Annotated in this window: 16 protein-coding genes; 5 read left to right on the top strand and 11 right to left on the bottom strand. The window is 63.6% G+C overall.

All coding sequences use genetic code 11. From position 1 onward, the window contains the following. Positions 1-35: 35 nt before the first annotated feature. The 6 genes from ACIQC5_RS17515 to ACIQC5_RS17490 form a co-directional block, all read right to left on the bottom strand. Entirely contained in the window at positions 36-839 is an 804-nt protein-coding gene (locus ACIQC5_RS17515; protein WP_400285134.1) for an aldolase/citrate lyase family protein, read from the bottom strand. Beyond that, positions 824-1,609, bottom strand: a complete 786-nt coding sequence (gene hpaH, locus ACIQC5_RS17510; RefSeq protein ID WP_400285132.1) for a 2-oxo-hept-4-ene-1,7-dioate hydratase — start codon at positions 1,607-1,609, stop codon at positions 824-826. The genes ACIQC5_RS17515 and hpaH overlap by 16 nt, the downstream gene beginning before the upstream one ends. A 3-nt stretch (positions 1,610-1,612) precedes the next feature. Beyond that, the gene (gene hpaD, locus ACIQC5_RS17505) at positions 1,613-2,710 is read right to left on the bottom strand and encodes a 3,4-dihydroxyphenylacetate 2,3-dioxygenase (RefSeq protein WP_400285129.1); all 1,098 of its coding nucleotides are present in this window, start codon (positions 2,708-2,710) and stop codon (positions 1,613-1,615) included. Between the two features lie 104 nt (positions 2,711-2,814). After that, positions 2,815-4,329: a 5-carboxymethyl-2-hydroxymuconate semialdehyde dehydrogenase gene (gene hpaE / locus ACIQC5_RS17500; RefSeq protein WP_400285126.1), complete on the bottom strand. Its 1,515-nt coding sequence runs from the start codon at positions 4,327-4,329 to the stop codon at positions 2,815-2,817. Between the two features lie 86 nt (positions 4,330-4,415). After that, on the bottom strand, positions 4,416-5,099 hold the full coding sequence (locus tag ACIQC5_RS17495; RefSeq protein WP_400285123.1) for a GntR family transcriptional regulator: 684 nt from the start codon (positions 5,097-5,099) through the stop codon (positions 4,416-4,418). Next, positions 5,092-6,591: a fumarylacetoacetate hydrolase family protein gene (locus tag ACIQC5_RS17490; RefSeq protein WP_400285425.1), complete on the bottom strand. Its 1,500-nt coding sequence runs from the start codon at positions 6,589-6,591 to the stop codon at positions 5,092-5,094. Before ACIQC5_RS17490 ends, ACIQC5_RS17495 begins: the two co-directional genes overlap by 8 nt. Positions 6,592-6,810: 219 nt before the next feature. Between ACIQC5_RS17490 and ACIQC5_RS17485 the strand changes: the two genes are divergently transcribed. Beyond that, positions 6,811-7,380 carry a YdeI family protein gene (locus tag ACIQC5_RS17485; protein WP_400285121.1) on the top strand — a complete coding sequence of 190 codons (570 nt, stop codon included), beginning with the start codon at positions 6,811-6,813 and terminating at the stop codon, positions 7,378-7,380. A 125-nt stretch (positions 7,381-7,505) separates the two neighbouring features. Next, positions 7,506-8,210 carry an alpha/beta fold hydrolase gene (locus ACIQC5_RS17480; protein ID WP_400285119.1) on the top strand — a complete coding sequence of 235 codons (705 nt, stop codon included), beginning with the start codon at positions 7,506-7,508 and terminating at the stop codon, positions 8,208-8,210. A gap of 48 nt (positions 8,211-8,258) precedes the next feature. Here ACIQC5_RS17480 and ACIQC5_RS17475 read toward each other — a convergent pair whose 3' ends face one another. After that, entirely contained in the window at positions 8,259-8,693 is a 435-nt protein-coding gene (locus tag ACIQC5_RS17475; RefSeq protein WP_400285117.1) for a hypothetical protein, read from the bottom strand. A 184-nt stretch (positions 8,694-8,877) separates the two neighbouring features. Here ACIQC5_RS17475 and ACIQC5_RS17470 point away from each other — a divergent pair, with 184 nt between their 5' ends. The 3 genes from ACIQC5_RS17470 to ACIQC5_RS17460 all read left to right on the top strand — a co-directional run bounded on the left by ACIQC5_RS17470 (position 8,878) and on the right by ACIQC5_RS17460 (position 9,804). After that, positions 8,878-9,066: a CsbD family protein gene (locus tag ACIQC5_RS17470; protein WP_400285114.1), complete on the top strand. Its 189-nt coding sequence runs from the start codon at positions 8,878-8,880 to the stop codon at positions 9,064-9,066. A 215-nt stretch (positions 9,067-9,281) separates the two neighbouring features. Beyond that, positions 9,282-9,551 (top strand): GlsB/YeaQ/YmgE family stress response membrane protein, encoded by a 270-nt coding sequence (locus tag ACIQC5_RS17465; RefSeq protein WP_400285112.1) that lies wholly within the window; start codon positions 9,282-9,284, stop codon positions 9,549-9,551. Beyond that, the gene (locus tag ACIQC5_RS17460) at positions 9,544-9,804 is read left to right on the top strand and encodes a hypothetical protein (RefSeq protein WP_400285109.1); all 261 of its coding nucleotides are present in this window, start codon (positions 9,544-9,546) and stop codon (positions 9,802-9,804) included. Before ACIQC5_RS17465 ends, ACIQC5_RS17460 begins: the two co-directional genes overlap by 8 nt. A 114-nt stretch (positions 9,805-9,918) precedes the next feature. Here ACIQC5_RS17460 and ACIQC5_RS17455 read toward each other — a convergent pair whose 3' ends face one another. The 4 genes from ACIQC5_RS17455 to ACIQC5_RS17440 all read right to left on the bottom strand — a co-directional run bounded on the left by ACIQC5_RS17455 (position 9,919) and on the right by ACIQC5_RS17440 (position 14,087). After that, positions 9,919-10,848: an SDR family oxidoreductase gene (locus tag ACIQC5_RS17455; RefSeq protein ID WP_400285106.1), complete on the bottom strand. Its 930-nt coding sequence runs from the start codon at positions 10,846-10,848 to the stop codon at positions 9,919-9,921. A 60-nt stretch (positions 10,849-10,908) separates the two neighbouring features. Continuing rightward, positions 10,909-11,712 (bottom strand): DUF1206 domain-containing protein, encoded by an 804-nt coding sequence (locus ACIQC5_RS17450; protein ID WP_400285103.1) that lies wholly within the window; start codon positions 11,710-11,712, stop codon positions 10,909-10,911. Positions 11,713-11,837: 125 nt separating this feature from the next. Continuing rightward, positions 11,838-12,035 (bottom strand): hypothetical protein, encoded by a 198-nt coding sequence (locus ACIQC5_RS17445; protein WP_400285101.1) that lies wholly within the window; start codon positions 12,033-12,035, stop codon positions 11,838-11,840. A 147-nt stretch (positions 12,036-12,182) separates the two neighbouring features. Continuing rightward, the gene (locus ACIQC5_RS17440) at positions 12,183-14,087 is read right to left on the bottom strand and encodes a DUF2264 domain-containing protein (protein ID WP_400285098.1); all 1,905 of its coding nucleotides are present in this window, start codon (positions 14,085-14,087) and stop codon (positions 12,183-12,185) included. Positions 14,088-14,231 lie beyond the last annotated feature (144 nt).

Below are 14,231 nucleotides of genomic sequence, written 5' to 3'. Positions count from 1 at the left end.
CAGGAGTCGGAAGATGATCTACCCCCTGGTTGGGTTCAGTAGCTTTCGTGCTCCGCCGTCTCCGACACGGGAATGAACGTCGAAGCAAACGCCTCAGAGGCACGGGCGAGCACAGCAACGTCCGCGCCCACCAGCACAAAGGAGGCACCGGCGTCGAGATAGGCACGGGCGGTGGCTTCGTTGAAGGCGTTCACGCCGGCGGGCTTGCCGGCCGCTTTGGCGGCTTCGAGGCAATGCTCGACGACGGCCCTCACCAGAGGGTTTTCCTGCTGTCCCAGCAAGCCCATGGAGGCCGCGAGGTCAGAGGGCCCCAGGAAGATGCCGTCAACGCCGTCGACGGCAAGGATCTCTTCCACAGCTGCTGCCGCAGCCTCGGATTCGATCTGAACCGTGAGGCTGATGGACTCGGAAGCCACGGCCAGGTAGTCCGGGACCCGGTTCCAGCGCGACGCCCGGGCCAACGCCGAGCCGACGCCGCGGACACCATGCGGCGGATAACGCACAGCAGCGACGGCAGAGGCGGCCTCGAACGCCGAATTAACCATGGGAATCAGCAGGTTCTGCACGCCGAGGTCCAGGTATTGCTTGATGACCACGGTGTCGTTGACGGGCGGCCGGACCATAACCTGCAGCGGGTAACCGCTCACGGCGTGGAGCTGCGCCAAGATGGATTCGAGGCCGTTGGGGCTGTGTTCGGCGTCGATCAGCAGCCAGTCCAGGCCTGAGCCGGCGCAGATCTCGGCCACGAGCGGACTGCCGGAGCAGACCCACATCCCGGCGAGTGGCCGCCCTGTCCCAGTGAGGGCCGAATAGAAGGTGGGGCTCAGTTGAAGTGACATGTCACAACTCCCAACGGTCCGTAGTCCGCGTGTACGGTATCACCTTTGTACACCCACAAGGGGCGCGTAAACGAGCCTGCCAGGATGATATCTCCGGCTTTCATCGAATCCCCGTGCGCAGCGATCTTATTGGCCAGCCAGTGCACGCCGTTGGCCGGATGATCCAGTACTCCGGCAGCCACTCCGGTCTCTTCCACCGTCTGGTTTTTGTACAGGATGGCGGAGACCCAGCGAAGGTCGACGGCGTCGGGCCGCACCGGGCGGCCGCCCACCACCATGGCGCCCATCGCGGCGTTGTCCGAGATGGTGTCCACGATGGTCCGGCCCTCCATTTCGATCCTGGAGTCCAGGATCTCGAGGGCCGGAACCACGTAGTCTGTGGCGTTGAGGACGTCGAAGATGGTGCAGCCGGGACCCTTTAGACCGGACTTCAGCACGAACGCCAACTCCACCTCAACCCGGGGATGCGTGTACTGGTCCCACTCCACAGAGCACCCCGTTTCGAGGACCATGTCATCGAAAATGGCACCGTAGTCCGGCTCCGTGATGCCCGTGGCGGCCTGCATGGCCTTGGACGTGAGGCCGATCTTCCGCCCCACGAGCGTGCGCCCGGCTTCCTCGTTCCGCCGCATCCACAACTGCTGCACGGCGTAGGAATCCTCCACCGTCATCTCTGGGTAGCGGGCAGTGAGGCGCGGGACCGGCTTGCGGTTCCGGCCGGCCTCCAGGAGCTCGTCGGCAATGGCTTCGATCGTCTTCGCGTCCAACATCCCTTAGACCTGTGCTCCCAGTTTGAAGCCTTCGGCCGGCGTACCCGACGCACCTTCCGGGCGGGTGTAGGAGAAGCCATCGGCGCCCACTGTGACGGCCATTTCGGAGGCATCGGTACGTTCGATGACGGGCTGCGGGTTGCCGTCGAGATCCAGAACCAAGGAGGCTTCGGTGTACCAGGACGGGACCACGGGGTTGCCCCACCAGTCGCGGCGCTGGTTGTCGTGGACGTCCCAGGTGACGGTGGGGTTGTCCGGATCGCCGGTGTAGTAGTCCTGGGTGTAGATCTCCACGCGGTGGCCGTCCGGGTCCAGGATGTAAAGGTAGAACGCGTTGGACACTCCGTGGCGACCGGGTCCACGTTCGATACGGTCGGAGATGCGCAGGGCACCCATCTTGTCGCAGATCTGGATGATGTTGTGCTTCTCGTGCGTGGAGAACGCGATGTGGTGCAGGCGGGGGCCGTTGCCGCCCGTCAACGCAGTATCGTGCACGGTCTGCTTCCGGTGCATCCACGCGGCGTACGTGACGCCGTCGGAATCCTTGATGTCCTCAGAGACGCGGAAGCCCAGGTCCTCCAAGTACTTCCGGCCGCGCGGGACGTCCGGGGTCACCTGGTTGAAGTGGTCCAGGCGGACCAGTTCACCGGCGGAGTAGAGGTCGTAGCGCTGGGTGAGGCGTTCGACGTGCTCTACGTCGTAGAAGAACTCGTACGGGAAGCCCAGCGGGTCCTCCACGCGGACGGAATCGCCCACGCCCTTGGTGAAACCTTCCTTGCGGCGCTCCACCCGGCAACCGAGTTCGCGGTAGTACGCTTCAGCCGCGTCAACCTCGGCCGGGGACTTTACCCGATATGCGAAGGCGGCTGCTGCGGCGACCGGGCCCTTGCGGAGGACCAGGTTGTGGTGGATGAACTCCTCGAAGGAGCGCAGGTAGATGGTGTTCTCGTCTTCCTCGGTGACGTGCAGGCCGAGCAGGTCGACGTAGAACGCGCGGGACTTGGCCAGGTCCGTGACCACGAGTTCGAGGTAGGCGCAGCGGACAATGTCCGGAGCCGGGACTGTTGGCGTGGGGATGGGACCGGTGAATGGGTTGCTCATGGGATTCTCTCTTCGTTGAAAGTGTTCTTGTGGGGACCCAACTGAGTCGCAGTTGTGCACGTTATGAGCGTTCAAAACGCGCACTATTGCGACCTAGTTGGGTACTAGGCGCCGAACTTGGGCGTATGAACGGAGCCGAGCGTGATGTGCACAGCCTGCTGGTCGGTGTAGAAATCGATGGAGCGGTAGCCGCCTTCATGGCCCAGTCCGGAGGCCTTGACGCCGCCGAACGGAGTGCGCAGATCACGGACGTTGTGGCTGTTGAGCCACACCATGCCGGCCTCCACGTTCTGGGAGAAGTTGTGGGCCCGCGTCAGGTTCTGGGTCCAGATGTAGGCCGCCAGGCCGTACTTGGTGTTGTTCGCCAAGGCGAGGGCTTCGTCGTCGTTCTCGAAGGGTGTGATGGCCACGACGGGACCGAAGATTTCCTCCTGGAAGATCCGCGCGTCAGGCGCGACGTCGGCAAACACCGTGGGTGCGATGTAGTTGCCTTCGGGCAGGTGGTCGGGTCGGCCGCCGCCGGCCAGGAGCCGACCTTCGGACTTGCCGATCTCCACGTACGATGCCACCTTTTCGTAGTGCTCCGGGTGGACCAGCGCGCCGACCTGGGTCTTGGGATCGTGCGGGTCACCCACCACGATGTTCTTGGCCCGGGCGGCGTACTTTTCGCAGAATTCGTCGTAGATGGCCCGCTCGACGAGGATGCGGGAGCCAGCCGTGCAACGCTCACCGTTGAGGGAAAACACTCCGAACAGTGCCGAATCAACAGCGGCGTCCAGGTCCGCATCAGCGAACACGACGCACGGGGACTTGCCACCGAGCTCCATGGACAAGCCCTTGAGGTTTGCCGCGGCGTTGCGGAAGATCGTCTGGCCCGTGGTGGTCTCGCCAGTGAAGGAAATCAGCGGCACGTCCGGGTGCTTCACCAGGGCGTCGCCGGCTTCTTCGCCCAGGCCGTTGACCAGGTTGAACACGCCGTCGGGCAGGCCAGCGTCCTTGAAAATGGTTGCCCACAGAGACGCGGACAAAGGCGTGAACTCGGCCGGCTTGAGCACCACGGTGTTGCCGGTGGCCAGGGCCGGGGCGAGCTTCCAGGACTCGAGCATGAACGGGGTGTTCCACGGAGTGATCAGGCCGGCGACGCCGATCGGCTTACGGTTCACGTAGTTGATCTGCGAGCCCGGGACCTTCATGGCGTCGTCGAACTGGGCCACGATCAGGTCAGCGAAGAAACGGAAGTTCTCGGCAGCGCGCAACGCTTGGCCCTTCGCCTGCGTGATCGGCAGGCCGGTATCAAAGGTCTCCAGCTCCGCGAGGCGCTCTTCCTGCGCTTCCACGGCGTCGGCAATCTTGTTCAGCACACGGGCTCGTTCGCGCGGCTTCATCCTCGGCCACGGACCATTGACGAACGCTTCGCGGGCGGCGGCAACGGCGAGGTCGATGTCTTCCTTCTGGCCAGCCGAAGCAGTGGCGTAGTTCTGGTTGGACACCGGGTCCAGGACGTCGAAGGTCTTGCCGGACACGGAGTCAACGAACTCACCGTTGATGAAGTGCTGGATGTGCGTGGGCAGGTTCTCGGGTACGAAATGCTTTGCTGTTGTTTCTACAGGGGTCGTCATCGTTGTCTTCCTCTTTCATCCAACGCGGGGTCACTTATGGCCCATGTGCGGTGCGTTTATGGGCCGTAAGTGACCCCGGGTTGCTTTTAGTTGGTGGTGGCCAGGTACGCGTCCAGGGTGGCTGAGCGGTGCCGGCGGGCTGCTTTTTCGATGGTGTCGGCGTCTGCAGCGCCCTCAATGAGCTGCAGCAGTGCCTCGTGTTCGCGCACCGATTCCTGGGCACGGCCGGGAACGAAACGGAAAGTCGACGAACGAAGCGACGCCAGCCGGTTCCAGCCCCGGTGGACCAGGTCAAGAATGTGCGGGTTGGGACAGTGCTCAAACAGGATGCTGTGGAAATCCTGGTTGAGCGCCGTGAAACGGACGGGATCGAAATGCTCCAGGCACTCGCGCATTTCCTCGTTCACGGCACGGGCCCGGGCAATCGCGACCGAATCGATCAGCGGAGCCGACAACGCGGTGGCGGCACCCTCCACGATGCTCAACGTCTGCATCGTGTACAAGTACTCGGTGGGGTCGATGCCCGAGACCGTGGCGCCCACGTTCCGCTCGAATTTCACCAGCCCCTCGGCTTCCAGGCGGCGAATCGCTTCCCGCACGGGCACGACGCTGAAGCCCAGGTCCTCGGCAATCTTCGCGAGCACCAGCCGGTAGCCCGGCGTGTACGTGCCTTCCACGATGCGCGCCTTGACGGCGGCGTACGCCTGCTGTGACTTGCTTTGGGTGGCGGCACTTTCGACGGCGGTAGTTCCGACGGCGGTTTCAGTCACCTTGGGCTCCTTCCGGGACTTGCCGGCTCTGCCATTCAGCTGCGACCCAGTTCTCGTAGCGAGCCTGCCATTCCTTGTTCATCGGATACAGGCCGTCAACACTGTTGCCCTCCTGGACCATCTGGAAGATGAACGACTCTTCCTTTTCCTGCTGGATGCAGTCCTCCACGAGTTCCTCGGCGATGGCCGGTGGGATCACCAGGATGCCGTCCGAGTCGGCGACGATGATGTCCCCCGGTTGAACCGTAGCGCCGCCGCACGCGATGGTGATGTCCGTGTCCCACGGAATGTGCCGGCGGCCCAGTACTGCCGGGTGCGGGTTCGCGAAGTACGTTGGCATCTCGAGCTCTGCCACGGCCGAGTAGTCGCGGACGCCGCCGTCGGTAATGATCGCCGCAGCCCCGCGCACCTGGGCCCGCAGCGCCAGGATGTCACCTACCGTCCCGGTGCCCTTCTCCCCGCGGGCTTCCATGACCAGGATTTCGCCCTCGTTCACGGAATCGATCGCGCGTTTCTGGGCGTTGAACCCACCGCCATGGGTCTTGAACAGATCCTCGCGGTTGGGAACGTAGCGCAGGGTCCGGGCCAGGCCCACCACTTTGCGGTCCGGGCGGGTGGCCTGCAAACCGTCGATGCTCACGTTGTTCAGTCCGCGCTTACGGAGCTGGGATGAAAGGGTGGCCGTTGCGACGCTTTCCAGCTTCGCCTTCAGCTCCGGAGGCAGCACACTCGCGGTGTAAGCATCAGGCGCGGCAGGGGCCAAGCCCGCTGCCTCCCGCGATCCGTACGCCTCTTCCCGCTGGGTGTCATCCGTCTTGGGCTGGGCACCAAAGTCAGCGAACGCCGTCGTGCCTTCCGTTACCTGGGTGGCCAGACGGCCGCTGCTGAAGCTACCGCCACTGACCTCAACCTCGACGACGTCGCCCGGCTTGGCGACCGAGGCGCCGGCCGGGGTTCCCGTGAGGATGATGTCGCCCTCTTCGAGGGTGAGCAGCTGGGAGAGGTCGGCGACGAGCCGCGCGAAGGGGAAGAGCAGGTCCTCGGTGGTGTCGTCCTGGACGAGTTCGCCGTTATGCCACGTGCGGATCCGCAGCTGGGCGGGGTCAACGGCGTCGGCCGGGATCAGCGCGGGACCGACGGGAGTGAAGCCGTCGCCGCCCTTGGACCGGACATTGGAGCCTTTGTCCGCGTAACGGAGGTCGTAGACACCGAGGTCGTTGGAAGCGGTGACCCACTCGACGTGGCTCCATGCATCCTCGAGCCCAACGCGACGAGCCGACTTGCCGATCACCAACGCGACCTCGCCCTCGTAACCCAGCAGCTCGCAACCAACGGGACGCTCAACCGTTCCGGGAGCATCCGCAGAGCCGAGTGCCAGCGACGAAGACGGCTTCAGGAAGTACGACGGCTGCTCGGGAGTGCGGCCACGCTGGGCAGCCCGGCTGGGGTAGTTGATGTGGACGGCAATGACTTTGCGCGTCCGGGCCAGCATGTCCTGGCTGACTTCCTGGGTCCGGAACTCCAGTGTCACGGCGCCTCCTCCTGATCGAACACTTATCAAGTACGAAATCGTATACGATAACTATGGCCTTTGAACCAGCGCCCGTCAACCCCTTTTTCAAACCCAATCAAGTAGCAGCAAGGGCCGTTTTGAGCCCCGAAACGGCTCGTACTGCTATTACTGGGGTGGACACCAGCGGGAGGGGTTGGCATGGAGAAGACGAGAGAGCCGCAGTTACTGAGGTTTTCGAATGGCGGAGAGTGGGTGTCGTGGCTCGCCGCCAACCACGAAGAACAGACCGAGGCCTGGCTTGTGATCGGGAAGAAAAACTCGGGCATCGGACTCATTGAAATCCAGGACGCTTTGGACGGCGCGCTCTGTTTCGGTTGGATCGACGGCCAGCGCAGAGGATATGACGAGCACACTTTTCTGCAGCGCTACTCTCGTCGCCGGGCCCGGAGTTCGTGGTCGCAAGTGAACGTGGCCAAGGCCGAGGCACTGATCGAGGCCGGACGCATGCGACCGGCCGGGTTCGCGGAAATAGACGCGGCCAAAGCTGATGGGCGCTGGGAAGCGGCGTACGTTTCGCAGGCAAACGCAGAAGTCCCGGCGGACCTTGCTGCAGCTCTGGCCGGGGAGCCCGCGGCCAGCGAAGCCTTCGAACGCCTCGGCAAAACGGACAGATACCTGGTGATCCTGCAGCTCCTCAAGGCCAGAACTCAGGAGTCGCGGGCAAAACTTCTTGCAAAAGCACTGGATCGCTTGGCCGGCCGCGAATAGTTTGCTGGATCATTCCGCGCCACACAGGCGTATTCCACGCCCTGGCGCGGGTGGAGCGCAGCGCTGACCGAATGATCCAGCAAAAGGGAGTGCATCTTGTCGGTGGGGTCCCGTAGGGTACCGGCATGGACATCATCCTCGTACCTGGTTTCTGGTTGGACGCTTCATCGTGGGAGGAGGTGACGCCTCCCCTCGTGGCCGCCGGGCACACGGTTCACCCGCTCACCCTGCCGGGCCTGGAGTCGGTTGACGCTCCACGAGCAGGCATCGGTCTCCGCACCCACATCGACGCCGTTGTGGAGAAAGTCGATTCCCTTGACGGCAAGGTGATCCTGGTGGGTCACTCTGGCGGCGGCGCGGTGATCCATGGCGTCGTGGACGCCCGCCCGGACCGCGTGGCCCGCGCCGTCTACGTGGACAGCGGTCCGCTCGGCGAGGGCGGGGTCATCAACGATGAACTGCCCGACGACGGCGACGACATCCCGCTGCCGCCTTGGGAGGGCTTCGAAGACGCCGACCTCATCGACCTCACTGACGATCTGCGCGAAGCATTCCGGGCACGGGCCATTCCGGAGCCGAAGGGAGTCGCCTTCGAACAGCAACACCTCCACGACGTCCGCCGCTATGAAGTCCCGGCCACCATCATCGCCTGCCAGTTCCCGTCGTCATTGCTGGTCGAATGGATCGACGCCGGGCACCCGTTCACGGCAGAACTGGCCAGGATCCGCACGGTGGACTACATCGACCTGCCCACGGGACACTGGCCGCAATTCACCAAACCGGCCGAACTGGGTGAAGCAATTCTGGCTGCGGTCAAATCCGCCGAATAGCGCTCGACGCCGGGACTCACCCGGGCGCGGCTGGGCGCAAGCCCGGGTTTAGGCGCGGGGCGGCGTGGTGGTGGCCGGTCCTTCCGGGGCAGCGCCGCCTTCATCCGTCCAGTCGCTGCCTGTCTGGTCATCGAGTGCGGGATCGGACACTACGTCATTCCGGCGAGGGGGTGCCCCGTCTTGAGCAGTCGCGCCGTGCTGAGCGCGTGTGCCCTGTTGAGCCGGCCGCGGCTCGATGATGCCCGGAAACATGGTCTCGGCTTTCTCTATCAGCTTCTTTCCGGCAGCGTAGAGGTTGTCCAGAATGTCCGGGACGGTTTCTTCCACAGTCTCGGCGGCATGATGGACATTTTCCTGAACGTTAGGGTTATGCCACACCTTTTGGCCTCCGTTGCGGATGCGCCGGTATACCTCAGGCCAGGACTTCGAGCCCCACACGTAGCCAACCGCCACGCCTACGGCGAACAATGCTTTCCCTTTCACAGTGATGCACTCCTTTCCGAGGTTGTGATTCGACAGTAGCCTTACAAACAAGCTCTGTCACGCGATGGGCGACGCGCCCACAGTTAGTGAACATTTGCCGAATCGGGAGGCGTGGGTAGGCTTAATGACCTACCGGTGAAGAAGCCCGCTGGTAAAAATGCATCACAACCCGAGGAGAAAAACCATGGGACTGGATGACAAGATCAAGAACGCTGCCGAAGAAGCAGGCGGCAAGATCAAGGAAAAGACCGGCGAAGCGACCGGCGACAGGGATCTGCAGGCCGAAGGTGCCGCGGACCAGGCGAAAGCCAACGTCAAGCAGGCCGGCGAGAAGGTAAAAGACGCCGCCAAGGACGTTTTCGACGACAAGTAGTTCGGAAATAAGCTGCAACGCACAGCCGGTTTCCGGGGCCACCAAACTAGTAAGGTCCCTTGCTACAGCTTCCGGGACCGGCTAGCGTTGCCGACGTAGTACGAGCATTCCTCAACTATTGGCCCGGCAATCCAGTACGACCCTTGCCGGGATCAACGGACGGTCAAAACCCCTACAGGGGCAGCGCCATCTGTTACTAAGAAAGTAGGAGCACCATGGGTTTCTTCGGTTTTCTTCTGCTCGGCCTTCTGGCCGGCGCAATCGCAAAGCTCATTCTTCCCGGACGCCAAGGCGGCGGCTGGTTCATCACACTTCTGCTGGGCGTCGTCGGCGCGCTGCTGGGTGGCTGGATCGGTGGCCTGATCTTCGGCGAGGGACTAACACAGTTCTTCGCAATCCGAACGTGGCTCCTGGCCATCGGCGGCTCTGTCATCGTGCTGCTGGTCTATGGGCTGGTGACAAACCGGAGGACACATCATGGGTGACCCTGAAGCGTCGGGCGCCCACGAAGACGAACTGGACGGTCAGTACGTAGAAGGAGATTACGGCGACGCTGGAGCCTCGCCCGAGACCCTCAAGGACGACGCCGGCGGGGACTACACCGAAGGCGACTACGCCGGGAACACCGTACCTTCTGCTGACGCCGAACTCGACGAAAGCAACACGGAGGACACACCAAGCGATCGGCCGTTCTCTTCGGAGCCCGACGACGAAGCTTCCGGCACAGTGCGACCGTAGGCACAAGGCAAGCCGCACATCCAGCGAACCCGGAAGGCTGTCCTGTCAGCCTTCCGGGTTTTCGTTTGCCTTCCTGCAGCAGCTTGGAAGAGCCTAACTACCAGCGTCCCACCCTCAGAGGCCCTTGCCACCGGTCACGGGCAGCACAGCGCCTGAGATATACGAGCCTTCGTCCGAGGCGAGCAGCACGTAGGCCGGGGCCAGCTCGGCGGGCTGGCCCGCCCGGCCCAAAGGTGTGTCCTGTCCGAAAGTCGGCAGCTTGTCCGGCCATTCCGTGGCAGGAATGAGCGGGGTCCAGATCGGTCCGGGGGCCACAGCGTTCACCCGGATGCCTTGGGGGCCGAGTTCCTGGGCGAGAGCTTTGGTGAAGGCGACTTGAGCGGCCTTGGTCATGGCGTAGTCGATGAGCCGGGGCGAAGGGTTGAAGGCCTGGATGGAAGCTGTGACGATGATCGATGCTCCGGGTCGCAGGTGCGGAATCGCGGCACGCGCCGTCCACATGAGTGAGTACAGATTGGTCTTGAAGACGCGGTCGAATTCCTCTGTGGGGATGGATTCAAGTCCTTCGCGGTTCCTTTGATAGGCCGCGTTCAGGACCACAACGTTCAGGCTGCCGAACTCCTGCACGGTCCGTTCCACAATCTCGCCGGCGAAGCCCTCGTCCCTCGCATCCCCAGGAAGCAGGAGTGCGTGCGCCCCGCATTCACGGATCCATTCCGCCGTCGAACGGGCGTCTTCTTCTTCCTCCGGAAGGTAGCTCAACGCGACGTTGGCGCCTTCGCGAGCGTAGGCAATCGCGACGGCGGCACCGATGCCGGAGTCGCCCCCTGTTATCAGCGCGGTCTTCCCCCGCAGTCTCCCGTGTCCGACGTAGCTGGCCTCCCCATGATCCGGCTGGGGCAGGAGCGGCCCGGTCAGGCCGGGCTGCTCCTGCTCTTGTTGGGGAAATTTCCCGGAGTAATACCCGCTTCTGGGATCTTTGGGCGCGGAGGTCAGCCGGTGTCCCCGCTGCGGATCAGGCTGGTGGGGAATGGCTTGCGTCATGTTCCTGCCTCTTCTCAGATGTCGGATTCGCTGATCTCGCCGTCCGGCTGGCCGAACGGCCTAGGTGCGAAGCGCCTTGGCCTTGACCATGAGAAACAGCCCGTACGCGATGAGTCCAATGGCTACCGCAGCAAGCAGATACGGGCCATAGGGCTGTTCCCTGAGGGCCTTCAAGCTCCCGTCCAGGCCGGTGGACTGCTCGGGTTGCACGCGGATGGTGGCGATGACGACGAGGAGGCCGAAGAGCAGCAGCGCGATGCCTTTGGCGATGTAACCCACCACACCCACGCCCACTTGGAAGCGACGAACCGGCCTCGACGAGGAGAGCGAGAGGTCCTTGGCGAACGTCCGCATGAATCCCCGCACGGCAAAGACAATTCCGGTGATCATGATGCCCGCACCAATGGCCAGCAGCAGGGCCTGCCCGAACGGCGCTTTCAGGAGCGTCAGTGTCCAGTCGCTCGTGGACTCCCGATTGCTCTGGCCGCTGCCCCGGACGAACGAGAGGATCGTGGCCGCCAGGCCGGCGAAGACCACGGCCTGGCCGATTGCCGACAACCGCTTGGTGAGTTTGTTGTCCGAGTCGAGCCGGTACCCGAGGATCGCGTTCCCCACTTGCCACAACGAAAGAGCGGCACACGCGCCGAAACAGGCCCACAAAAGCAGCGGACCCGTGGGTTGCGCTGCCAGCTGGGCCACGGCACCACTAACGTCTGCTTCTCCGCCCCGGCCCGATGCGAGCTGAAGCCCAATGACGCCTATCAGCGCGTGCAGGACGCCGCTTACTGCATATCCGGCACGCGCAGCGATCTGCAGGGCCTTTGAGTTGGACACGTCCTCGACCGCGCCTGCGGCCTTCTTCATTTCGTCTTTAATGCTGGCCTCCTGGTCATCGACGGCCTGCTGTCCATCGTGCCACTGGAATCACCACAAGTTAAGGTCAAAAGCGGGCAGCCGCTGATGCGCCCACCCGCAGTTGTTGAAACGGCTTAGAAGCCGGCGACTGATGCCGGCCAAATGCTCCGGAGGCCAACTGCCATGGGGTTGAACTGTTCCCGAACGGCGACGACGGAACGCGTCTGGCTCAGGGCCTCGGCCGCACGGCGGACTACGTCGCCCGCAAGTGCGTCGGACGTCAAGGAGGCAGTGCCGGCGTTGAAGGACTGGTCAGAGATCTGGTCAGGCATTTCGGTCGTCCTTTCTGGAAGTTCCCGTCAGCTTCAATCGGCTAACTGGTTCAACCATCGGACGGCGCCCTCAAGAAACACGCAGGGTATTCCTCAAGATTCGCGCAAGTTTTTCGGGCCTCGGCGCCTTTCGCAGAGCGACCCGGTTCAGAAAGAGAAGCCCACTTCCAGCACCTCACCGGAAGCCAAGGCAACGCGCGCACTGACCCGGTGGCCGTCGTCGTGGATTTCGACGGCGGCGGAAGGCTCGACGCCGGACGTCACCGTACCGGGCGCCTCACCACCGAGGTACACCAGCGAGGCGAAACAGCTCCGCTCCCCGGTCAGCTCACCTTCCAAATACGCGCATGCCGCATGCCGACCCAAGGGCGAGACGCCTTCTGCCCGGAAGGTTGCACCGCCCGAATACCCATGCAACGGCCAGATCGCCGTATGAAGTCCGTCCACCCGGAGTACGCCTTCATGATCCTCCACCGGATGAGGACCCGCGAGCGCATACCCTGCGTCGCGCACGGCAGAGCCGGTTCCCCCCGGGGCATCAACAACGTGGACGCGCAGTTCGTAGCCGCCCGCCGCGGCGGTTCCGGTTGCCACACGCCACGGCGAGTCCGCAGGGTCCTCGGAGTCGTTCCACACGGGTCCGTACCAGCTGGCAGCTTGCCCGCGGCCTGCTACCAGCCGGTGAATTCTGGAGCGGCGGCTGGGCGTTCCTGCGGTGTTGAGGACGGCGAAGTGGTTGTCCACCGGAACTTCGGTGAACAACGGGGTGGTGTGGCTGGAGTAGGCGAGACGGCTGTATTGGGGATCGTCCGGACCTGGTGCGTAGTATTTGTCGCTGCCGTGGTTGAGCACGCGGGCAATCCCGTCGCCGGCTGTGGAGTGCAGCAGGTAATTGGGACCTTCAGCGTGGCGGACGCTGTCGGCGGTTTCCACTGGTGACGCTTCTTCGACCGCGGTCCACACCGGGTGATCTGCGGGCAGCAGCAGTCCAACGAAGGCTTTGGACGTCCAGTATGGCGATGCAGGGCCGGAGTATGCCTGGGTCATCGGTTCAAAAGCGCCGAACCACCCAAGTGTCGGCACGCCGCCGTCGTACGCGCCGCCGTCAAGGAAGTATTTGGCCGCGCCGCTGGCGATGCGCCGCGTCTGGCCGGGGTTGAGGTGCGTTGCGCAAATGGCCTCGCCCAGGAAGAGCGGCGCGACCGCTGCAAAACGATAGATCAGCGAGCGGCCTTGGAAGACCGGGGCACCGTTTGCTGCGAAGAACCGCACATGGTCTTCCAGGAACGCGGCGAGCCGTGTCCTGAATACTTCGGCTTTCGCTTGGGCTTGAGGGTGACGGCCCTGGGCGAACTCTGACCACAGAACCGGGTACAGATGCAGCGCCCAACCGCAGTAATAGTCGAAGAAGTCCCCGGTGCCACCGTTATCGCCATCGCGGTACCAGCCACCGCCGGCGTACCAGTCCTCCAGGCGGCTCAGGCCGTGGTCGATCTGCCCCGCGTTGTACTCAAAGCCGGCTCCAGCCAGGAACTCGGCAATCAGGACCTGGAAAAGCACCCAGTTGTTGTCGCCGCAGGTGCTTCGCGAGGAACCCTGCAGCCAGTCGGCAACCTGTGCCTGCTCATCGCCGGACAGCGTGTCCCACAGCCAGGGTTTGGTCAACTGCAAAGCGAGGACCACCGAAGCTGCCTCCACTATCGGCTGGGAGCTGTCGGTGATGGGAAGCCAGGCCTCCGGGCTGCCGGGGCGGGTTCCCTCAAGAAGCCCCGCACGGTACAGCGCCAGGTGTCCGTGCGGGTCGTCGCCCTTCTCACCGGCCACGCGGAATGCGGCGAGCATGAACGTTCGGGCAAAACCCTCCATGCCGTCCGACAGAACCCCCGACGACGACGGGCGGCCGCTGAGCGCGATCAGCGCTTTCCGGGGGGACACATACGGACGCACCGCGAGAAGCTGGTGGTCCGCGAACGCCACCCAGTGTTGCCGCGTCCACCCCGTGATGGGGCTCAATTCGAAGTCCGGGGCAGGCATGGTGAAGCCGGTGGCCATGGGTCTCCTGGCGGCTGGGATGGGGAAGGGTCGTCCACCACCGTAGTGCGTCGCGAGGCGAAACAGTGCGTAATGAACAGAACTGAACACCGGCAAGTTCATCTTGAAGGTGCGGATGTCCGATGGATGTAGTTCATAATGAAC

Origin of the sequence: Paenarthrobacter sp. NPDC092416 (assembly GCF_044755025.1) — a bacterium.
GTDB lineage: Bacteria > Actinomycetota > Actinomycetes > Actinomycetales > Micrococcaceae > Arthrobacter.
This window is presented reverse-complemented; position numbering and strand designations above follow the sequence as displayed.